17 protein-coding genes are annotated in these 21,924 nt (G+C 68.0%); 6 read left to right on the top strand and 11 right to left on the bottom strand.

Annotated elements, in window-relative coordinates; all coding sequences use genetic code 11:
- Positions 1-199: 199 nt before the first annotated feature.
- Together EV651_RS35430 and EV651_RS35435 are read right to left on the bottom strand one after the other, a co-directional pair.
- Positions 200-1,162: an LLM class F420-dependent oxidoreductase gene (locus EV651_RS35430; protein WP_133789623.1), complete on the bottom strand. Its 963-nt coding sequence runs from the start codon at positions 1,160-1,162 to the stop codon at positions 200-202.
- A gap of 82 nt (positions 1,163-1,244) precedes the next feature.
- Entirely contained in the window at positions 1,245-3,089 is a 1,845-nt protein-coding gene (locus tag EV651_RS35435; protein ID WP_166658896.1) for a S8 family serine peptidase, read from the bottom strand.
- Positions 3,090-3,463: 374 nt separating this feature from the next.
- On the opposite strand from EV651_RS35435, the gene EV651_RS35440 reads away from it, so the two are divergent.
- Positions 3,464-6,604, top strand: coding sequence for a glycoside hydrolase family 3 N-terminal domain-containing protein (locus EV651_RS35440; RefSeq protein ID WP_238157400.1), 3,141 nt, complete (start codon positions 3,464-3,466; stop codon positions 6,602-6,604).
- A 101-nt stretch (positions 6,605-6,705) separates the two neighbouring features.
- Here EV651_RS35440 and EV651_RS35445 read toward each other — a convergent pair whose 3' ends face one another.
- From EV651_RS35445 to EV651_RS35455, 3 genes are all read right to left on the bottom strand, one after another.
- Entirely contained in the window at positions 6,706-7,365 is a 660-nt protein-coding gene (locus EV651_RS35445; RefSeq protein ID WP_133789626.1) for a hypothetical protein, read from the bottom strand.
- Positions 7,366-7,431: 66 nt separating this feature from the next.
- Complete coding sequence (locus tag EV651_RS35450) at positions 7,432-8,349, bottom strand: GlxA family transcriptional regulator (RefSeq protein ID WP_133789627.1); 918 nt, start codon at positions 8,347-8,349, stop codon at positions 7,432-7,434.
- 4 nt (positions 8,350-8,353) lie between these two features.
- Entirely contained in the window at positions 8,354-8,953 is a 600-nt protein-coding gene (locus EV651_RS35455; protein ID WP_202870657.1) for an isochorismatase family protein, read from the bottom strand.
- Between the two features lie 191 nt (positions 8,954-9,144).
- Between EV651_RS35455 and EV651_RS35460 the strand changes: the two genes are divergently transcribed.
- A complete protein-coding gene (locus tag EV651_RS35460; protein WP_133789628.1) occupies positions 9,145-10,380 on the top strand; it encodes an aldose epimerase family protein in 1,236 nt (411 codons plus the stop codon).
- A gap of 114 nt (positions 10,381-10,494) precedes the next feature.
- On the opposite strand, the gene EV651_RS35465 is transcribed toward EV651_RS35460, so the two are convergent.
- Entirely contained in the window at positions 10,495-11,277 is a 783-nt protein-coding gene (locus EV651_RS35465; protein WP_133789629.1) for an SDR family NAD(P)-dependent oxidoreductase, read from the bottom strand.
- A gap of 104 nt (positions 11,278-11,381) precedes the next feature.
- On the opposite strand from EV651_RS35465, the gene EV651_RS35470 reads away from it, so the two are divergent.
- Positions 11,382-11,969, top strand: coding sequence for a TetR/AcrR family transcriptional regulator (locus tag EV651_RS35470; protein WP_133789630.1), 588 nt, complete (start codon positions 11,382-11,384; stop codon positions 11,967-11,969).
- A gap of 59 nt (positions 11,970-12,028) precedes the next feature.
- Complete coding sequence (locus EV651_RS35475; RefSeq protein WP_133789631.1) at positions 12,029-13,246, top strand: cytochrome P450; 1,218 nt, start codon at positions 12,029-12,031, stop codon at positions 13,244-13,246.
- Here EV651_RS35475 and EV651_RS35480 read toward each other — a convergent pair whose 3' ends face one another.
- Positions 13,247-14,641, bottom strand: coding sequence for a hypothetical protein (locus EV651_RS35480; RefSeq protein ID WP_133789632.1), 1,395 nt, complete (start codon positions 14,639-14,641; stop codon positions 13,247-13,249).
- 215 nt (positions 14,642-14,856) lie between these two features.
- Here EV651_RS35480 and EV651_RS35485 point away from each other — a divergent pair, with 215 nt between their 5' ends.
- Both EV651_RS35485 and EV651_RS35490 read left to right on the top strand, forming a co-directional pair.
- Positions 14,857-15,777: a phosphotransferase enzyme family protein gene (locus EV651_RS35485; RefSeq protein WP_133789633.1), complete on the top strand. Its 921-nt coding sequence runs from the start codon at positions 14,857-14,859 to the stop codon at positions 15,775-15,777.
- Positions 15,778-15,841: 64 nt separating this feature from the next.
- Positions 15,842-17,239 carry a HAMP domain-containing sensor histidine kinase gene (locus EV651_RS35490; protein WP_133789634.1) on the top strand — a complete coding sequence of 466 codons (1,398 nt, stop codon included), beginning with the start codon at positions 15,842-15,844 and terminating at the stop codon, positions 17,237-17,239.
- A 254-nt stretch (positions 17,240-17,493) separates the two neighbouring features.
- Here the strand turns inward: EV651_RS35490 and EV651_RS35495 are convergent, their stop codons facing one another.
- The 4 genes from EV651_RS35495 to EV651_RS35510 are packed head-to-tail and all read right to left on the bottom strand — an operon-like array spanning position 17,494 to position 21,777.
- Positions 17,494-18,591: a Gfo/Idh/MocA family protein gene (locus EV651_RS35495; protein ID WP_238157401.1), complete on the bottom strand. Its 1,098-nt coding sequence runs from the start codon at positions 18,589-18,591 to the stop codon at positions 17,494-17,496.
- A 40-nt stretch (positions 18,592-18,631) separates the two neighbouring features.
- A complete protein-coding gene (locus tag EV651_RS35500) occupies positions 18,632-19,960 on the bottom strand; it encodes an ABC transporter substrate-binding protein (RefSeq protein ID WP_166658897.1) in 1,329 nt (442 codons plus the stop codon).
- Positions 19,961-19,979: 19 nt separating this feature from the next.
- A complete protein-coding gene (locus tag EV651_RS35505; RefSeq protein WP_133789636.1) occupies positions 19,980-20,864 on the bottom strand; it encodes a carbohydrate ABC transporter permease in 885 nt (294 codons plus the stop codon).
- Positions 20,854-21,777 (bottom strand): carbohydrate ABC transporter permease, encoded by a 924-nt coding sequence (locus EV651_RS35510; protein ID WP_133789637.1) that lies wholly within the window; start codon positions 21,775-21,777, stop codon positions 20,854-20,856. The genes EV651_RS35505 and EV651_RS35510 overlap by 11 nt, the downstream gene beginning before the upstream one ends.
- Between the last annotated feature and the right edge of the window lie 147 nt (positions 21,778-21,924).

Raw genomic sequence — 21,924 nt, forward strand, 5'->3', positions numbered from 1 at the left:
ACCTCCCGACGCCCCGACCCACGCGAGGCCGTCAGCGGGAGCCTGTCAGTTGCCCACAGCCCCAGTCCACCACTCCCCCTGACCTACACCCGCCATGACCGATACCAGCCAATTTGGCTGGCTTGCCAGCCAAATGAGGGGTTGTGCACCCTGGTTACGGGTGACGAACCCCCAATTTGGCTGGCGGACCACCCGAATGTCAGGCGAAGCGCTTGGTGATGTTCTCGACGCGCTCGAGGAGGTCCAGGTCGTAGGCGACGCCGGGGATGTAGAAGATGACGTAGTCGGCGCCGGCCTCGAGGACCGCCTCGACCTTGTTCGCGATCTCGTCCTCGGTGGTGATCAGGTTGTCCCGGTCGAACTTCTCCCGGTTCATCGGGCCGAGGGCCTTCTCGGTCGCCTTCTGCGGGTCGTCGCCCTTGTCGATCGGGAACACGTTGAAGTTCGTCGACTTGATGATGTCGTCGTAGTTCCGGCCGAGCTTCTCGCAGTGGCCGCGGAGGATGTCGGCCTTCTCCTTGAACAGCTCCGGGTTGCCGCCGCCGATGTTCGCGGCGTCGGCGTACTGCGCGACCAGCTTCAGCGTGACCTTCGGGCCGCCGCCGCCGATCCAGAAGCTCGGGTGCGGCTTGCGGACGCCCTTCGGCTCGTTGATGGGGGCGTCGATCGAGTAGTACTTGCCGTTGTAGACCGGCTTGTCCTCGGTCCACATCTTGTAGATGATCTCGGTCGCCTCACGGAACGCCGCCATCCGCTGCGGTACGTCGGTCCACTCGTAGCCGTACGCCTTCCACTCGTGCTCGTACCAGCCCGCGCCGATCCCGGCATACAGGCGGCCGTGGCTGGCGACGTCGACGGTGGATGCGATCTTCGCGTACAGCGACGGGTTGCGGTACCCGTTGCAGCCGACCATCTGGCCGATGTTGACCCGCTTGGTGTCACGGGCCAGCGCCGCCGTCGCGCTCCAGCACTCGAAGGTGGTGTTGTCACTCGGCTCCGGCACCGTGTGGAAGTGGTCGAACAGCCAGATCGAGTCCCACGACTGCTCGTCGGCCCGCTTGGCGACGTCCGTCATCGCCTCCCATTGCTCGATCGGATCGGCGATGCCGGCCAGGTCCATCTTCCAGCCCTGCGGTACGAAGACCCCGAAACGTGTAGTCATGCTGCCATCCTTTCCGGGGATGGCAGCATCGGTCCATTGCTACGAGTACTGAATTTGCACTCAATCGGACCACTACAGCTTCTTAATTCGCGCTCAGGACTCCCGCTCCGGTGCTGGGCTCGCTGCGATCCACGGCTCGGGCGGAGAGCAGGGCGTTCAGGATGAGCGGCGAGACGTGGCCGCCGAACTCCTGCCGGGTCAGGGCCGCCACGCCGGCGGCGGTCGGCGCCGAGGCCGACGTACCGAAGAAGCGGCAGCCGCCTTGGGTCGTGGTGGGGCAGGTCCCGGAGCCGAAGCCGCCGGCACCGCTGACCGACTCGCCGTCGGCCGCGAGCCAGTTCGGCGCCGGGAAGTTCAGCGCATCCGCGCCGGGGATCCCGCGGCACGGACCGGGCTTGCCGCCGGGGCAGCGGGTCGTGCTGACGAGTTGCGTCGGACCCGCGGCGCTGAACGCCTCCAGCGGAGCGGTCTTCGGGTCGGTGGACACACTCGAGTTCACGGCGCCCGCGCTGGTGGCGAAGACGGTGTAGTTCGAGTCGGGGTTCATCGAGCCGGCCCGCTCGGGCGGGTCGATGGTCTGGACGCCGGACGCCAGCGCCCGCCAGCGCAGATCCAGGATCGGAGCCTTGCGCGCGGTCGACGTGCCCTCGACGTCGACGACGAGCTTCACGGGCTGCGGCGCCTTCGTCGTGTTGAAGTACTCGAACTGCTCGATGGTGTCGCCGACGCCGTTCGCCTGGACGGCGGTGCTGGACGCGAGGCACTTCGTCCCGGTGCTGTCCATCAGATACAGGTTGAGGTCGGTGAATCCGCCCTGGCCCGCGGTCGGGTAGATCGCCCGCGGCTCGCTCCACTGCAGGGTCGGCAGGATCCCGGCGCCGGGCAGCAGATTGAGGTCGTACGACGTGTCGCTGCCGCGCAACTGCACCACGTTGTCGGGCGACTTCGGGCAGCCGGTGTACGGCCCGGTCGCGCCGTCCGCGCCCTGGCCCGTACCGGTCGCCGTCACCCGCGGGGCGTGCCGGTTGCCAAGGTTCCCGGCCGAGGAGCTGACCCAGATGCCGTGCTTGGCGAGCGCTTCGGCCGTTGCGGCGCCGAGACCCTGCTGGAACGCGGGCTCGTCGTCGAGTGCGATGTCCTCGGCAATCATCGTGACGCCGGACTTCGCGAGGAGGTGGAACGCCTCGAAGTAGTCGGCGTTGGTCTCCAGCGTGCTCGCGAAGGTCAGCTTCGCGTCCGGCGCGAGGTCGTGGATGATCTCCATCATCGCGGTGCCCTCGTCGTTGTTGTACGCCGCCGACTGCACCACCCGGGTGTCGGCCGGCAACTCACCCGCGGCGATCGCGTCCGCGACGTGGTCGGCGTCACCGGAGATCACGCCGATCTTCTGACCGCGACCGGTCAAGCCCTTGGCCTGCGCCTTGTCCGCCTGGTGCAGCTGGACGCCCTCGGCGGTGATCGGGCCGACGTCGACGGCGGGCCGTAGGGACGGCCGCAGGGCGGTCACCCAGTCGAGTGCCGCGAGTGCGTCCAGCTTGTCGTACGGGACCGTGGCGGAGACCAGGCCGGTGCTGGGGAGCTCGGTGCCGGCGACGGCCGGGAAGTCGGCGGAGTTCTTGAGGACCGAGGCCCCGAGTGCGGTCAGGTCAGCCTGCTGTTGCGCAGTGACCGGCGCTGCGGCGTACACCTGGACGCCCAGACGGCTGCCTTCGACGCCCAGTGAGCGGGCCTGCACGTTCGACTGCTTCTTCGCGGCGAGCGTCGCGGCGTCCCGCAGCATCGACGGCACCTTCGCCGCGGCCCGGCCGTGCGCAGCCGGTGCGGCCGCCTGGTCCGGCGGCGCCGCCGCGGTCGCCGGGGAGCCCAAGGCAACCACAGCCATCGGAACGACCAGCATCACGCTGCCCAGCACATATCGGAGCTTCATACGTGTCCCTTCCCCTCCAGCACGGTCGCGACCCACAGTCATCTACCCACCAACCGACTGTCCAGTCCTTGCGTCTACCGATCCGAGCACGGTCGATCCCGGGCTGCCCTGTCAGACGCGGTAGCCGAGGTCCTCTTCTTCGATGTCCCGGTCGATCCAGCGCAGGTACCCGGACGTCAGCTCGCACCGGTACTGCCCGGGTCCGCGTCCGCACATGCGGCCGATGGTGCTCGGCGACACCGTGAGAGCGCTCTAGTTCCGGAACCGGTGAGGTCTTGACCCGGGTTCTGGGAGGGCTGAGAGTCGGGCCGAGCGCTCGTGCTCGATATCCCTGTGAGGAGTCGCCCATGCTCTGGTGGTCTGGTTCTCGAGTGATGGATCGCCGGAGGGGGCGGGTGGCGCTGGTCTCGGTGGCTGCTCTGCTGGGCGGGCTGCTGGTGACGACGCCGGCGGCGGCCGATGATCCGGCTCCGGTGACGTTGGCGGCGTTCGAGGGTGCGGAGCCGTTCGCGGCGCCGCCGAACGCCGGGATCTTCACCTGGGGCAGCGACGCCGACGACCCGCCGATGCTCGAGCTGCAGACCCGGGCGGACGCGCCGGCCGGCGAGAAGGTGCTGCACGGGACGTACAACATCAGCGGCTGGGGCGGGTTCAGTCACGACGTCACGTACGACGTGAACCCCGGCGACTGGTCGCCGTACAAGGGGATCCGGTTCTGGTGGTACGGGCAGAACACTGCCCCGCTTCCGCCCGGCTCCGGGAAGCGGATCTTCTTCGAGATCAAGGACGGCGGCGCGAACGCCGAGGCGTCCGAGCTGTGGAACACCAGCTTCACCGACGACTGGCAGGGCTGGCACCTGGTCGAGATCCCGTTCAGCGAGCTCGTGTACCGCGGTGACTACCAGCCTGTCGGCGGGATCGACCACATCCTGAACCTGACCCAGATGTGGGGCTACGCGTTCACGATGCCGGCCGGTGCACCGGGTGAGTTCGCGATCGACCAGGTCGAGGTCTACGGCAAGGCCGACCCGGCGCTGAAGAACAGTGTCGTGACCGACGCCGACGTGTACCCGGTCAAGGAGGGCGGCACCGCGCAGGTGAAGGTCTCGGTCGCGACCACGGGCGGTACGCCGCTCGACGAGCCGGTCACGGTCGACTACAAGACCGGAACCGGAACGGCCGGTGCCGACGACTACACACCGGTTTCCGGAACGATCACGTTCCCGGCCGGAACAGTTTCCGGAACGTCGCAGAATGTTTCCGTGACCACCCGGAAAGACGGTTCCGCGGAAGTTGCGGAAACCGTTCCCCTCGAGCTCACGGTCACCGGGGCCAAGGCCCCGCAGACCCAGCCGGTTGTGGTGATCGACGCCCACGACCTGCCGTACCTGAACCGGAAACTCCCGATCGGAAAACGTGTTACCGATCTGCTGGCCCGGATGACGACGGCGGAAAAGGTCGGACAGATGACCCAGGCCGAGCGGAACGCGCTCCGGTCCCGCTCGGACATCGCGTCGTACGCGCTCGGCTCGCTGCTGTCCGGCGGCGGCTCCGTCCCGACCCCGAACACCCCGGCCGCCTGGGCTGCGATGATCGACACCTTCCAGCTCGACGCGCAGGCGACCCGGCTGCAGATCCCGTTGATCTACGGCGTCGACGCGGTGCACGGGCACAACAACGTGATCGGCGCGACGATCCTGCCGCACAACATCGCGATCGGTGCCACCCGCGATCCGGACCTGGCCCGGCGGACCGGCGAGGTGACCGCGACTGAGGTCCGCGCGACCGGCATCCCGTGGGACTTCGCGCCGTGCGTGTGCGTCGTCCGCGACGACCGCTGGGGCCGCGCGTACGAGGGGTACGGCGAGGATCCGGCGCTCGTGCAGTCGATGGCGACCGTGATCACCGGCCTGCAGGGCAAGGCCGACGGCAGTCAGCTCGCGGGCAACACCCACGTCCTCGCCACCGCGAAGCACTTCGTCGGCGACGGCGGTACGACGTACGGCAGCTCGACGACCGGCTCGTACAAGATCGACCAGGGCGTCACGCAGGTGACCCGGCAGCAGTTGGAGACCATCCACCTCGCGCCGTTCAAGACGGCTGTCGACCTCGGCATCGGCACCGTGATGCCGTCGTACTCGAGCATGTCGGTCGACGGCGCCGCGCCGGTCAAGATGCACGGGAACGGTGAGCTGATCAACGGCGTGCTGAAGCAGCGGATGGGCTTCGACGGATTCGTGATCAGCGACTGGCAGGCGATCGACCAGCTGCCGGGCGACTACGCGAGCGACATCCGTACGTCGATCAACGCCGGCCTGGACATGATCATGGTGCCGACGAACTACCAGGGCTTCACGCAGGGCCTCACCGAGGAGATCGGTGCCGGCCGGATCCCGATGACCCGGATCGACGACGCGGTCCGCAGGATCCTGACCGAGAAGTTCAAGCTCGGCCTGTTCGAGCACCCGTACGCCGACACGACCAACGCCGCGACCATCGGATCGGCCGCACACCGGGCGGTCGGTCGCGAGGCGGCGGCGAAATCCCAGGTGCTGTTGAAGAACGACGGCAATCTGTTGCCACTGGCATCGACTGCCAAGGTGTACGTCGCCGGAAGCAACGCGAACGATCTCGGCAACCAGATGGGCGGCTGGAGCATCAGCTGGCAAGGCGGATCCGGTCCGACGACAACAGGTACGACGATCCTCGACGGCATCAAGCAGGTGGTGCCGGACGCGACGTTCAGCGCGGACGCGTCAGCACCGCTCGAGGGTCACGACGTCGGCGTGGTCGTGGTCGGCGAACGTCCGTACGCCGAAGGAATCGGGGATGTCGGCAACGGTCACGACCTGCTGCTCTCGGACGCCGACAAGGCCGCCGTGGACAAGGTCTGCGGCGCGATGAAGTGCGTCGTACTGATCGTGTCCGGCCGTCCGCAGGTGATCGCGGATCAGCTCGGCGAGATCAACGCACTGGTCGCGTCATGGCTGCCGGGGACCGAGGGCGCCGGCGTCGCGGATGTGCTGTTCGGCAAGGTCCCGTTCAGCGGTCGCTTGCCGGTCAGTTGGCCGCGCGCGGAGGACCAGCAACCGTTGAACGTCGGCGATGCGTCCTACAACCCGCAGTACCCGTTCGGATGGGGCCTCACAACCCAAGCCGCAGCCCGTGCAGCACTGACGGAAGCGCGCAACACCTTGCTGCGCAAGCACGATCCGTACGCCGTGGCTGCCGGGATCGCTGCCGGTGTCGCACTCCGGGCCGACGACTGGTCGGGGCCGCAGGCAACCATCGCTCTGGCGGCCGCTGCCCAGGCCGCCAAGTTCCTGGAGCGCACCAAGGCGGACACCTTCGCCGAGGACGACGCCGTCGTCGGCGTGGCGCGGTGGATCGCGCAGAACCACGTCGGCCAGAACCTGGACGAGCCGGCGTCGAAGCTCATCTCCGACGCCGACCACGCCCTCCTCAGCGGGCAGCTGAGCACCGCGGTCACGAAACTGACGGCGGTTTCGAGGTAAGACAAGTGTTGGCCGGGACGGTGACCCCTCATCCGTCCCGGCCAACACCCCCCAGGCACGCTACTTTCCCCGCACGCCGTCCCGCGTCTTCTGCGCGAAGTTCAGCGGCTGACCTTCGCCGCCGCCTGACGAGCGAGCTTGTCGAAGTTCGGCGCGGGCATCCCCGGCCCCATCTCACTGAACGCCAGCACCGAGACGTTGCGTCCCTTCAGCGTCACGGCGTACGGGAAACCGCCCGCCTCGCTGCCCGGGTCGTTCGGCTTCGGGTAGTCGTACCAGCGGATCACCTGCGTGAGGTCGCCCGAGGCGCCCTTGACCACGCGGTTCTCGGTGATCTTCCGTGCGTGCGTCGGCGCCGGCTTGCTGTACGCGCAGCTCTTCAGCGTCGCGATGATCGAGTTGTACGCCGCCCGCGCGGTCGCCGCGTTCGCGTACCGGCTGACGTACTGCGCGCCGTACGCGTCCATCTCGTCGGTGAACCCGCGGGCCATCCGCGCGGAGACCCGCTTGCCCTCGGTCGACGCCGGCCCGCAGTAGGTCTTCGGCAGAATTCCCCTGTCGACCTGCCGGATCCAGTCCCGCCGCGCATCGGCCTTCTTCACCGCGCCGACCGTCAGCATCTGCGACCGGCTCAGCGCGGTGGCCGACGTCGTCCCGGCGTCCGCGCCCTGCGTTGCCAGGGCGGTGAGCCCCACGGCCAGCACTCCTGTCGCCACACCCGTCGCAACCACCCCTCGGCGCATGCCCCCAGCGAACTTCATGTCCCGTCCCCTCGTCGGTTGGTTGTACGAGTAGACGTGCGACCCGCGGGAAAAGTTGGTTCTGGTCTAGACGGAAGTTCGGCCGCGGAGGCGGCGGAGCATGCGGGCGTCCTCGAAGCCGACGATGCGAGCGGCGGACTCGACCGTGGTGCCGTGGCCGATGAGGTGTTCGGCTCGTTCCAGGCGGAGGAGCTGCTGGTACCGGAGCGGGGTGAGGCCGGTGGCGGCGGTGAAGATGCGGGTGAGGGTGCGTTCGCTGACGCCGACCTGCCCGGCCAGATCGGTCAGCGGCAGCCGATCGGCGTACCGCGCGTCGATGACGTCCTGGACGCGGTGCGCGAGGTCGTTGAGATGACCCCGGTGGCGGAGCATCGCGGATTCCTGGAATTCGTCGCCGTTGCGGCGGGCGTAGACGACCATCTCGCGCGCCACCCGGGCCGCCGCCTCGGCACCCCGGCCGACCGCGACGAGATGCAGCGCGAGGTCGATACCACTCGCGATCCCGGCGGAGGTGATGACGCGATCGTCCTCGACGTACAACACGTCCCGCACGATGATCGCCCGCGGGTACCGGGCCGCCAGCTCGTCGGTCAGGTCGTGGTGGGTCGTGAAGCGCCGCCCGTCGAGCAGGCCCGCCCATCCGAGGGCGTCGGCCCCCGAGCAGACACTCGCAACCGACCCACCACGCGCGTGGTGGGCACGCAATCGCTCCCGGAAGTCCGGCCCGATCGGCGGCTCCGGCGACAAACGCGGCGACCGCCATCCCGGTACGACGATCAGGTCCGCCACATCGAGCTCCGGCCACTGCAACTGGGCCCGCAACGGCACGCCCTGAGCGGTCGCGATCTCCTCGGATTCGGCGACGTACGACACCTCGTAGCCGTACCCGAAGTCGTTCGCCGTCGTGAAAACCTGTGCGGGCCCGGCGAGATCCAGCAAATGGAGCCGCGGCGCCAGGACGAAGACGACACGAGTAGGGCGCATCCGGTCAGGATGACACGGGTACGCCGGTGAGCTCGTCGAGCGTCCGGATCGCGGCGAACCGGCCGGCCAGCGCGTACTCCGTGCGCTCGACGACCTGCTCCGTGGTCAGGGTCCGCGGGTCGGCGAGGATCTCTTCGACGCTCGCCTCGTCGCGGATCGACCAGTGCGCCAACGCCATCGTCGCGGTCGCCTCGGTGACGAACACGACGTCGTACCCGAGATCGGACGCGACGCGTGCGGTGGTCTCGCAGCACTGCTCGGTACGGATGCCGGAGACAACGATCTCGCCGACGCCGTGCTGGGTCAGCAACTGCTGCAGATTCGTTGTGGTGAAGGCGTTGTGCGACGTCTTGGTGAGAATGGGCTCACCCGGCAACGGTTCGAGACCGTCGATCAGCTGGACGTGACCGTTGACCGGGTCGAACGCCCCGCCGGTCCCGGGCTCGGTGTGCAGCACCCAGACGACGAGGTCGCCCTTGTCGCGGGCCGCGCGCACCAGACGGTCCACGCGTTCGGCGATGTCGGGGTGGTTCACCAACTGCCAGTTCGGGCGGACCCGGAACGATTCCTGGACGTCGATCACGATCAGTGCGGTTCGGCTCATGACCTCATCCTCGCCCGCGGACGGCGTACCGCTGAAGGCTCGATCGGGCCCCGGACCGGACCGATCTGGTCACGAGGATCAGCAGCCTCCAGAGATCGGACGAATTCACACCCTTCCGAACTGTTCCAAACACTCCTCCAGCGTGCTTATCGTGCCCAGGTCTGGTTTCTCCAACGATTGAGGGGATTGCGATGCCCGATCACCTGCCCCGCCGCCAGGTCCTGCGGACCGCCGGCGCCCTGGGCCTCGGTGCCGCCGCCGCGGGCGCGCTCAGCACCACCGCTGACGCCAGTACCCAGGCCAGTTCGGCCGCTGGTACGCCGGATAAGTTGAGGACCATGGGCGCACACCACCACGGCAAGCTCGAGATCCGTCAGGACCCGTTCGGCACCACTCCGGACGGTCAGAAGGTGGACGTCTACACGTTCACCAACGGCCGGGTGACGATCTCGATGCTCACCTGGGGCGCGACCATCCAGAAGGTCGAGACGCCGGACCGCCGCGGCAGAACCACGAACATCAGCCTCGGCTTCGACAACCTGCCGGACTACGCCAAGCTCAGCCCGTACTTCGGCGCCACCATCGGGCGGTACGGGAACCGGATCGCCAAGGGCAAGTTCACGCTGGACGGGACGACGTACCAGATCCCGGTCAACAACGGTGAGAACGCGCTGCACGGCGGCACCCTCGGCTTCGACAAGAAGGTGTGGAAGGCCAAGGTCGTCCAGAGCGACAGGGCCGTCGGCGTCGCGTTCACCTACGTCAGCCCGGACGGCGAGATGGGCTTCCCCGGTGAGCTCACCAGCACCGTCACGTACACGCTGGACAGGCGCGACGACCTGCGGATCGACTACCACGCGACCGTGGCCGGCAAGGCGACGATCGTGAACCTGACCAACCACGTGTACTTCAACCTGCTCGGCGAGGGCAACGGCACCATCTACGACCACGTGCTGGAGCTGAACGCGCCGAAGTACACACCGGTCGACGCGACGCTGATCCCGACCGGCGAGATCGCCCCGGTCGCCGGTACGCCGTTCGACTTCAGCAGGCCGACCGCGATCGGCAAGCGGCTGCGCGGCGACCACGAGCAGCTGGTCTTCGGCCGCGGGTACGACCACAACTTCGTGCTCGGCGGGCAGCCGGACAGCAACGGGCTGCGGCTCGCGGGGCGTTTCTGGGAGCCGGAGCACGGCCGCACGATCGAGGTACTCACCGACCAGCCGGGCGTCCAGTTCTACAGCGGGAACTTCCTCGACGGCACGTTCCTCGGCATCGGCAACAAGGCCTACCGCCAGGGCGACGCGTTCGCCTTCGAGACCCAGCACTTCCCCGACTCCCCGAACCACCCCAACTTCCCCTCCACGGTTCTGCGTCCCGGCGAGACCTACAAGTCCACCACCATCTACTCCTTCGGCACCAAGTAGCGCCAAGGACAGGAGGTAGTCGGCCCACACCGGGCCGGCCGAGCGTGCGTACGGCGAGGTGGTCCCGTCCCGGCGGGACCACCTCCTGTCGTTCCGCGCCCTGCGCAACGGGAGCTAGGCCGTCTTCACGCTCCCCCCGTCAATGAGGAAGTCCGCACCGACAATGCTGGCGGTGAGCGGCGAGCACAGCTGGACGATCAAGGCGGCGACCTCGGCCGGCTCGATCAGGCGGCCGGTGAGCATGCCGATCTGCTGGGGTAGCGCGGCCAGCAGGTCGTCGTGCGAGACACCTAGCGTCCGCGCGAGCTGACCGCCGTACTTGTCCGGGTCCGTCCACAGCGCGGTGCGCACCGGGCCGGGCGACACGGTGTTCACCCGGACGCCTTGTGGGCCGAACTCCTCGGCGAGCGCCTTTCCCAGAGCAGTGAGCGCGGCCTTCGCGGTCGTGTACGGCGCCGGACCGCCCGACGGTACCCGCGCTGCGTTCGACGACACGTTGACGATCGCACCGCGCTGCCGGATCAGGCTCGGCAACGCGGCTCGCGTCGTCCGCACGGTGGCGAAGTAGTTCACCTCGAACAGCTGGCGCCAGACGTCGTCGTCGACCGCGAGGAATCCACTGGCCAGTTCACCGTCGCCGCCACCGACATTGTTCACCAGCAGATCCAGCTCCCCGACCTCCGCCAGCGCAGCGGTCACAGCCTGCTCCGGCCCATCCGCAGTCGCGAGGTCGGCCGGTACGACGAAGGCGCCGGTGTCACGCAGTTCCGGCGTACTGGTCCGCGCGACCGCGACCACCCGCACGCCCTCGGCGACGAGCTGCTCGACGGCGGCCAGCCCGATCCCCCGACTTGCACCGGTGACGAGCGCGGTCTTGTCCTTCAACTGAAGATCCATCTCATCGTCCCTAATCGCGTCTTGGTTGACACTGAAAATCTACTACTTGCTACATGACTGTTGCAAGTAGCGTCCAAGACGTACCTTCCGGGTAGTCTTTTCGCATGACCTCCACTCCCGCCCGCCCGCTGCGCGCTGACGCCGAGCGGACCGTGCGGACGATCCTGGAGGCGGCCGAGCGCGTCCTGAACCGCAATCCGTCCGCCTCGATGGAGGAGATCGCCGCGGCGGCCGGTGTCGCCCGGACGACCGTGCACCGTCGGTTCGCGACCCGCGAGGCGCTGGTGACCACGATGAAGGCCTGGGCGTCGAGGCAGCTCGCGAGCGCCGTCGACGAGGCCCGGTTCGACACCGCGCCACCCCTGGTCGCTCTCTACCAGGCGACCGCGAACGCCCTTCGGGTGAAGGTGTCCTGGGGCTTCTCCATGAACAGCGCTCTGGCCGCGAGCAGCGAGAGCGACGAGATCATGGCAGGCGTCGTCGCCTCGTGCGATCGTCTCTTCGCGCGACTGCAGAAGGCCGGCGTACTGCGTGCCGACGTCGACCTGGTCTGGGCCCGCCGCGTGTACTACGCCCTGCTCCACGAGGTCGCCCAGAGCAGCGATCCGGACGAGACCGACACCGACACGTTGGCGACCCAGCTCGTCGAAACCCTGTTGCGCGGCGTCGGCAGCCCGAACGCCCAGTTGTAGTCGCACCGACGCGCCGACGCCGCAGGCAAGGGCAACCTAACTTTGCCTAGGGTCGGGGTATGACTGAACCGGTGCTGCAGATTCCGTTCGAGGATGCGTTTCGGTTCGATCCGTCTCCGACGTTCGCCGAGTTGCGGGAGAACCGGCCGGTGGCGCGGGTGCGGACGCTGGCGGGCGCCGAGGTCTGGCTGGTGACGCGGTACGACGACGTGAAACTGGTGCTCGCCGATCCGCGGTTCTCCCGCGCCGCCGTGGTGAAGCAAGGAGCACCCCGGGTCGCGCTGGCCAAACCGATGCCGAACAGCCTGACCACCACCGACCCGCCGGAGCACAGCAGGCTCCGACGGTTGGTGGTGCCAACGTTCGCGCACCGGAAGATCGAGCAGACCCGGCCGTGGGTCGCGGAGCTGTCCGCACAGCTCGCGGAGGACGTCGCGGAGGCCGGCGACGGCGCCGACATCCGGCAACTGGTCGCGTTGCCGTTGCCGATCCAGGTGATCTGCCAGCTGCTCGGCGTACCGTACGCGGACCGCGCACAGTTCCGGGAGTGGACCGAGCTCGGGTACAGCATGAAGATGGCCGAGAAGGACCTCGTCGAGGACGCGATGACCAGCCTCACGGCGTACATCGAGGATCTGGTCACGAAGAAGCTCGCGAACACCTCGGGTCCCGCGGAGGACCTTCTGGACGAGCTGGTGCGCGCCCGTGAGGAGGGCGACCGGCTGAGTCAGGAGGAGCTGATCGCGTTCGGCGTGAACCTGCTGGTCGCCGGCCACGAGACGTCGGCCAACCAGATTTCGAGCTGCGTCGCCACCCTGCTGCGCTGGCCGGAGAACTGGGCGCGGCTGGTGGAGGAGCCGGAGCTGATTCCGTCGGCGATCGAGGAGCTGCTGCGGTTCAACAGGTTCAGCGAGGTTGGCCAGCTCCGGGTCGCGATCGAGGACGTCGAGCTGCACGGCGTACAGATCAAGGCCGGTGACGGGGTGATGGCCGCGCTCAACTCGGCGAACCGGGACCCGCGGGCGTACGACGCTCCGGACGAGCTACGGCTGGATCGTCGCGACAACAAGCACCTGTCCTTCGGCTTCGGACCGCACTTCTGCCTCGGCGCACAACTGGCGCGGATCGAGCTGCAGGAGTCGCTGGCGGCCCTCGTACGACGGTTCCCGCGGATGAGTCTCGCGAAGCCCGCCGAAGCGCTCGAGTGGCGTCGCGTACTGGTCAGCGGTCTCGCAGAACTGCCGGTGAACCTGGGCGGTCCACCGGCAGCTGAATGATCAGTTCTGCGAGGCGAACACGACTCCGTGCTCGGTCTCGTACTGCTCGATGAAGCGCGCCGCCATCGGCTCGCTCGAGGCGATCGCGTCGGCGAGCGTCTTCGCGCTGCGCTCACGGCCGGCCGGCCAGTCGGACAGCAGGGCGTAGGCCCGCATCCGCTTCTTCTCCAGCGCGGTCGGCTCCGGCTTGTCCTCCTCGGGCTCCGGCTCGGCCTTCGCCACGACAACCGGCGCCGGGTCGGGAAGGACCGGCTCCACCTTCGGAGTGGTGATCAGCGCCGGCGGCTGCGGATCGGCCGGGCCCGCGAACGGTGACGGCGGCTTCGGCTTCTCCACCAGCGGTTCCGCCTTCGGCTGCGGGGCGAACGGCTTGAGGCTGCTCGCCGTACCGTTGACGACGTGTTGCGGCTCGCTCTCGTCCTCGACGACAACGGCCTCGGACACGTTCCCGCTGTCGGTCGGGTCCTGGTCGACGATCGCCATCAGCTCGCCGGTCCAGGCGTCGTCGTCACGCAACCCGACCCCGGTGCCGTCAGCACGCCGCGGCTGCCCGCCCTCGAGCACCCACACGGCGGCGGGTACGGCGGGACGGTCCTCGGGCTGCTCCGGCGGCGGTGAGATCGCCTTGGTCAGCTTGTTGGTGATGACCTCGTAGTTGATCCGCTCCTCGAGCATCCCGGCCAGCCGGTCCGGGTCGTACGTCGTCTCGGCGATCTTCGCCAGCCGCTCGTCCTGGTGCTCGGAACGGATGTACTCCGCGACCGTGCCGGCGATCGCGTCCCGGCGGCTCTTGTTCCGGATCTGGTGCTGGGCCGCACGGAGGCTCTCGTACAGCCCGTAGCCGTGCTCGATCGCCAGCGACCGCGCCAGCCAGGTGACCCGCGGCTCACGGGCCCACTGGACGATGCCGTACACCGGGCCGGTCTCGCGCATCTGGCCCGCACGACGGAGCGCGTCGCGGCGTCGGGCCGAGCTGTGGATCAGCCAGAGCACGTACGCGAACGCGGACAGACCGCCGAAGCCGAAGGCCAGGAACCGCTCCTCCGGCCGCCAGTGGCCGACCACGTTGAAGACGACCGCGACGAGCGCCGCGAAGAACGACATCGCGCGGTACGCGTAGGCCTGCTCGCCCTTGCGGCGGCGCAGGTCGGCGAGCGCCGCGGTGGCGACACCGCCGAGCTCCAGCACCGCGACCGCGGGCGTGACGAGGACGATCTTGAGCAGCTGCGAGAAGCCGTCGTCCGGCCAGGGGATATGGGTCACGCCGGCCCAGACCTGGCCGACCAGCGCCGCGGCAGCCGCGGTCGCGTAGAAAGCGTAGGCGACTTTGTCCGCACCGGTGAGGGGTACGTTGACCAGTTCGCCAGTACTGGTGGTGCTGGTGTTCTCCTGCAAGACGTGCTCTCCTGACCGGTTTGGGCTCTCCGGCAGTTCGTCGGGTGGGTGGTACGGCGGCCCCATTTAGCGCGCTGCAAGAGGCTACCGGTTTCCGGCCCCGAACGGGGAGGCGAATCCGGAAACGTCTCGAACCTCCCCACTCCGGCCCCGGTTCTAACCTGCCAATTCAAACGCGTTGTGGGGTCGGCTCCGAGATTCGTAGGGTCGGCGCCATGATCCCGACGCTCCGCTCACTCCCCGACCCCGAGGCCCTGGCCGCGGAGCTCGGCACGCGTTACCGCCTCGGCTTCACCAGTTGCACCCTGCTCCGTTCGCTGGTGAACGACGTCTACGAGCTGGCCACCGACAACGCGCGGTACGTCCTCAAGCTCTATCGGTACGACGGCCGCGGACCGGACGAAATCCGTTGGGAGACAGGGCTTTCGGAGCATCTGCGCGCATCCGGCGTACTCGCTCCAATGGTCGTTCCGCTGCCCGACGGGGACACCGTCGGACTCCTCGAGACACCCGAGGGTCCCCGTCCGTTCACCCTGCTCGGGTACGTCGAGGGCACCAAGCCGCGACCGCCGTTCACCGACGAGGTGTACGCCGACTTCGGCCGGCAACTCGCCGCATTTCACGATGCCGCCGACAACTACACGTCGCCGTACTATCGGCCGCCGGCAGATCTCGTTCACCGGCTCGACCGGCCGCTCGAAGAAATCCTCGTGGTCGACAGCACGGAGGAAAACCTGCTCCGGTCTCTTGCGGGTGCTGTACGGAACAACCTCGCGCAGTACTCAAAGGCAGGAACCTGCCACGGCGACGTCACGATGGACAATGTTTTGTTGACCGAGCAGGGACTTCTGCTGCTCGATTTCGATCTCGCCGCGGTGGGGCCGTTGGCGGCGGATTTCGGCGGCGTCGCGACGACACCGCACTGGGATGCGTTCAAGGCCGGGTACGCCGCTCGCCGGCCGATCACGTCCGAGGACGAGGCGGCGATCCCGTACCTGCAGGTCGCCGGCAGAATCTTCAACCTGTACTTCCACCTCGTCGACAAGCCGCGCTGGCGCGGCGCCGAGTCGCGTGACGAGGGTTGGGCCGCGGCCGAGCTCGACGGGCTGCGCGCGGCGGCCGCCGTACTTCTCTGACGCTCACAGGAACGTCCCAGGAAACACGAAGGAACCCTCAGGGCCGGCCGCACATGCTGGGTGCATGAAGGTCGCGGCGCGTTCGTTGAGTGTGCGGGTCGCGGCGGCGATGGTGGCGCTGGTCGCGGTGGTGAGTCTCGTGATCGGCGTGCTGACGACCGCCGCGATCGGCTCGTACCTGACCAGGCAACTGGACGGAAAGGTCGCCGCCACCCAGGGCCGCGCGGTCGGTGCGCTCAAGAACGGCGGCCCGCCACCGGACGCCCCGCACGGGCAGGACGCCGGCACGGTGACGGTCTACACGGGATCTTCCACGGCTGTCGGCGAAGTGATCACCGCCGACGGCAAGCTCAGCGAGCTGTCCGACCAGGCGGTCGACGTACTCGACGATCTGGCCGACGGTCAGAACAAGACGGTCGACCTCCCGGACCTCGGCGAGTACCGCGTGCACGCAACGAGCGTCGGGCAGTTCACCGTGATCACCGGGCTCCCGACCAAGGACATCCAGAACACGATCAACAGCCTGATCGGGTGGGAGGCGCTCTTCGGCGGGATCGGCGTACTCACCGCGGGCGGCGTCGCGGTGTTCGTCGTACGGCGTCAACTGCGGCCACTGCGCCGGGTCGCGCAGACCGCCCGCGAGGTGGCCGGTCTGCCGCTCGACACCGGCGAGATCGGGATGACCGCACGGGTGCCGGATCAGCTCACGGACGAACGGACCGAGGTCGGCCAGGTCGCGGTCGCACTGAACACGCTGCTCGGGCACATGGAGAACGCCCTCGATGCGCGGCATCGCAGCGAGCAGCAGGTCCGGCAGTTCGTCGCGGACGCCTCGCACGAGCTGCGTACGCCGCTGACCACGATCCACGGCTACGCCCAGCTGAGCCTGCACCAGAGCGATCCCGAACTGTTCACGCACGCGATGGGCAAGGTGATGGTCGAGACCACCCGGATGGCGTCACTGGTCGAGGACCTCCTGCTCCTCGCGCGGCTGGACGCCGGCCGGCCGCTCGACAGTCGCCCGGTCGACCTGTCCCGGCTCGCCCTCGACGCGGTCACCGACGCGCGAATCGTTGCCCCCGGCCACCATTGGGAGCTCGACCTGCCGGCCGAACCGATCATCGTGATCGGCGACGAGCAGCGCCTGCATCAGGTCGTCGCCAACCTGCTCACCAACGCCCGCCGGCACACCCCGCCCGGCACCACGGTCACCGTCGCGGCCACCAGCAGCGAGCGCTCCGCCCTGCTCACCATCCACGACGACGGCCCCGGCATCCCTGCCGACCTGCTCCCCAACGTCTTCCAGCGCTTCACCCGAGCCGACACCGCCCGCAACCGATCCACCGGCGGCACCGGCCTAGGCCTCTCCCTAGCCCAATCCATAACCCAAGCCCACAACGGCACCCTCACCCTCACCTCAACCCCAGGCAACACCACCTTCACCCTCACCCTCCCCCGCTAGAGCGACCGCCATTTGCCTGGTTGACCCACCAACTTGGGGGTTCGCCACCCTGGTTACGGGTGGAGAACCCCCCATCGCGTGGGTCAACCAGCCAAATTGGTGGGTGGGCCAGGCAAATGCGATACGGCGGAGGTGGCGCCGCGGCGGGGGGGCGGGGGTCGCGCGGCGAGGTGGCGCGGGGCCGGGGTGGGGTTGATGTGGCTAGGGCCTTTGGGCTTGAGCGGCCAGGACTTGGCAGCCGAGGTTCTGCGGGGTCAGCTCTTTCGTTCCCCTGGTCTCGTCCACGGCGCCCCGATCTCGCTGAACAGGGCCAGCTCGTCCGAAGCACGGTCGATCCAGTCCTCGACGTCGAGAACGATCGGCCGGCGCTCCAGCCCTTCGCCTTCCCAGCGCACCAGCTCGGGCGGGATCGCCACCGGGTCCGGCGCCGTCCGCACGGCCTCGACCACGCGGGTGAACCCACCCGTCGCCTCCAGCGGCACGTACAACGGGACCGACGGATCCGCCCGATGCGCGAGCAGGTTCTCCAAGAGATCAGCTCTGCCGTACTTCGTGTCACCGATCAGGTCCGACTGGTACGTCAGGACCGCGCGCCCCTCCGACCCGTGCACGATCACGGTCGCCTCGAGATGATCGACGGCGCACAACGTCACCGCGATCAAGATCGGCGTACCGCGGCTGGTCGTGATCCGCACCGCGGAGGTGTCATCGGACTCGATCGGGTTCGCGCGGTACAACTCGGTCTCGATCGACCGTACGTCGTCCACACCGGTCGAACCGTCCAGCAGCAGGGCTGCCGCGGTGGCGTGGGCGAGCGGGTTCGTCACCGCGCCGTCGACGACATCGACACCGTCGAGCCGCCGTTTGCCGGACCACCGCGCGCGCTGGAAGTACCGGGCCTTGCGCACCCACTTCCCCACCGCGCTGATGCCCCGGATCTCGCCGAGCTGTCCTTCGGCGACCATCGCCGCCAGCTTCAGCGTGGCCTCCGACGCCTGCGCCTGGAAGCCCACCTGACACGCCCGCCCGGTCTCGGCCACCACCGCGGACAACTGCTCGAACTCGGCCATCGACGCCGTCGGCGGTTTCTCCAGCAGTACGTCGGCGCCCGCGCGCATCGCCAGCTCCGCCAGCGGGACGTGGGTCTGGATCGGCGTACAGATCACCACCACGTCGACCTCGGTTGTCGCGAGCAACTCGTCCAGGCCGCTGAAGACCTGGACGCTCGCGGGCAGGTCGTCGGCGCCTTGCGGATCGGCGACCGCGACCAGCTCGGCCCGGCCGGCCTCCGCCAGCCGGGCGACGTTGCGTACGTGGGAGGCTCCGTGGCCGTGGATTCCCACCACGGCCACGCGAGCCACCGTCATCGACAACCAGTTGCCGTCAGCAACACTATTTGAGCTCCCCGTTGACCTCGTCCAGGAACGCCTTGGCGGCCGCGTCCGGCGTCTGCCGGCCGAACAGTACCTCGGTCGTGTACCGCTGGATGATCTTCTCCACCTGACCGCCGCCGACCGGCGGCGCCGGCGACGGGTCGCCGAGCTCCTTGCCGATGTCCTGGATGAACTTGGCGGACGCGGCGTCGGCAGGCTGCAGCTTCGGCGTCACCTCGGCGCGGATCTCGGTGTTCGGCGGCACGCCCCGCTCGGCGAGCAGGATGTTGCCGGCCGCGGTGTTGTTGGCGAGGAAGTTGACGAACTCGACCGCTTCCTTCTGGTGCTTGCTCCGCGACGAGATCGACCAGAACATGGATCCCTTGTAGTACGAGCCGTTCGCGCTGGCCTTGCCTTCGACGCTCGGGACGCGGAGCAACTTGAGCTCCGTGCCGGCCGCCTTGCTCATGGCGTTGAGCTGGTTGCTCCACATCCAGGTCATCGCCAGCTTGCCGGTGGCCATCGCGGACTGGTCGAGTGCGGCGTTCATGTCCTGCGAGATGGCTTCCGCCGACGGGATGGCCTTCGCATCCCTCATCTTCAGCACCTGCTGGTAGAACGCCGTCACCTGCTCCGGGGAGACGCCGACCTTGCCGTCCTGGGTCCACAGCGACTCGCCGTGCTGGCGGGCCCACAGGTTCAGTGCGGCCTCGTTCGTGCCGGGTGCACCGGTGCCGAACGCCTTGCCGTTCAGCTTGGTGGTGAGCTCGGCAGCGATCCGGGTATAGTCGTCCCAGGTCCAGGTGGTGTCGTCGGGCATGGCGACACCCGCTGCTTTGAACAGCGCCGGGTTGGCCACGATCGCGAACGAGTTGATACCGGCGTTCAGGCCGTACAGACCGCCGTCGAACTCACCGGCCTTGAGCGTGTCGTCCTCGAACTTGCTGGTGTCGAGACCCTCGGACTTCTTCAGGTCCTGCAGCGCGCCGCGGTCGGCGTACTCGCGCAGGTACTTCTCGTCCATCTGGATGATGTCCGGGGCGTCGTTCGCCGCGACCTTGGTGGCGAGCTTGTCCCAGTACCCGGACCACTCGCCGAACTCGCCCTTGATCTTGATGTTCGGGTGGTCCTTCTGGAACGCGTCGATCGCCTGCTGGGTCAGCTTCGTGCGGGTATCGCCACCCCACCAGGTGAATCGGAGCGTGACGTCACCGCCGCCGCCGGCGGACGATCCACCGCCGCCGGAATCACCGCCACAGCCGCTCGCGGCCAGCAAGGTGGTGGCGACCGCCACGGCGGCCAGGGCGCGCAGGCGGCGGCCCGCGGTGCGTGGGATGTGCGGCCTCATGATGTGCACCTTTCAGGGGTTACTTGATACCGGTGGTCGCGATGCCCTTGATCAGGAATCGCTGGCCGACCAGGAATGCGAGGAAGACGGGGACCAGGGAAACGACCGACATCGCGAACATCGACCCCCACGACGATTCCGACGTGGCGTCGACGAACGACCGCAGTGCGACCGGAACGGTGTACATGTGCGGGTCGGTCAGGTAGATCAGCTGGCTGAAGAAGTCGTTCCAGGTCCAGATGAACGTGAAGATCGTCGTGGTGGCCAGCGCCGGCACCATCAGCGGGAGGATGATCCTCAGGAAGATCGAGGCCTTGCCGCAGCCGTCGATCCGGGCGGCCTCGTCCAGCTCGCGCGGGATACCGCGGATGAACTGCACCATCAGGAACACGAAGAACGCGTCCGTGGCGAGCAGCTTCGGCACGATCAGCGGCAGCACCGTGTTGATCCAGCCCAGGTGCGAGAACAGGATGTACTGCGGCACGATCACCACGTGGATCGGCAGCATGATGCTCAGCAGCATGATCGCGAACCAGAACTTCTTGCCCCTGAACTCCAGCCGGGCGAACGCGTACGCCGCCATCGAGCAGGACACCAGGTTGCCGAGGATCGAGCCGAGCACAACGACCGCGGAGTTCAGCAGGTAGCGGGTGAACGGCTCGGTCAGCGCGTGCCAGCCGATCCGGTAGTTCTCGATCCGCAGGTCCTTCACCAGGATCCCGGGATCGCGGAAGATCTCGTTGCCCGGTCGCAGCGAACTGACCACCATCCAGATCACCGGGTACAGCATCACCAGCGCCGAGCCGGCCAGCAGCACGTGGATCACCAGCGGCCGGATCCGCGCCCAGGTGATGACGCCGGAACGCCCGGCGGCGACTGTGGTGCGAAGCGTTTCAGTCGTCATAGAACACCCAGTACTTCGAGGCGAAGAAGTTCGCGGCGGTGAAGACCCCGATGATCACGAGCAGGAACCACGCCATCGCGGAGGCGTAGCCCATGTCGAAGTTCCCGAAGCCCCGGTCGTAGAGGTACAGCGTGAAGAACATCGTCGAGTCCGACGGTCCGCCGCTGCCCCCGGAGACGACGAACGCCTGGGTGAACGACTGGAACGCGTGGATGATCTGCAGCACCAGGTTGAAGAAGATGATCGGCGTCAGCAGCGGCAGCGTGATGCTGACGAACCGCCGCAGTACGCCGGCGCCGTCGACCGACGCCGCCTCGTAGTACATCGTGGGGATCTGTCTGAGTCCGGCGAGGAAGATCACCATCGGCGATCCGAACGTCCACACGTTCAGTACGACGAGGGTGCCGAGCGCCGTGCTCGGGTCGGAGATCCAGCCCTTGCCGTGGATGCCGATCACGTCGAGGACCTGGTTGAGCAGGCCGGTGGTCCCGAACACCTGCCGCCAAAGGATCGCGATCGCGACACTCGAGCCGAGCAGCGAGGGCAGGTAGAACACCGAGCGGTAGAACGCCATCCCGCGGACGCCGCGGTCGAGTACGACGGCCAGCAGCAGGGCGATCCCCAACTGCAGCGGCACCGAGACGAAGACGTAGGTGAACGTCACCCGGAGCGAGTTGTGCAGCCGCTCGTCGGACAACATCCGGCTGAAGTTCTCCAGGCCGATCCACTTCGGCGCCTGGATCAGGTTGTAGTCCGTGAAGGACAGGTACAGCGAGGCCACCATCGGGCCGATCGTGATCAGGAACAGCCCCAGCAACCACGGCGCCAGGAACAGGTAGCCCGCGAGGTTGTCCTTCTTCTGACCTACCGCTTTCTTCCCCCGGAGACTGCCCAGCTCGCCCAGCGCACTCATGGTCACCGCCTCTCTGGAAAGCGCTTGCCTTGGCCGGTCAAACTAGTACGAGAAACCGGTTTACGCAAGGGTTCATCGATGTAGGAAACGACCGGATCCGGACCGGCTGCGAGGTATTGACAGGACAAAGTTCCACGGCGACAGTTC

The organism is Kribbella sp. VKM Ac-2571 (assembly GCF_004362255.1).
Taxonomy (GTDB): domain Bacteria; phylum Actinomycetota; class Actinomycetes; order Propionibacteriales; family Kribbellaceae; genus Kribbella; species Kribbella pratensis.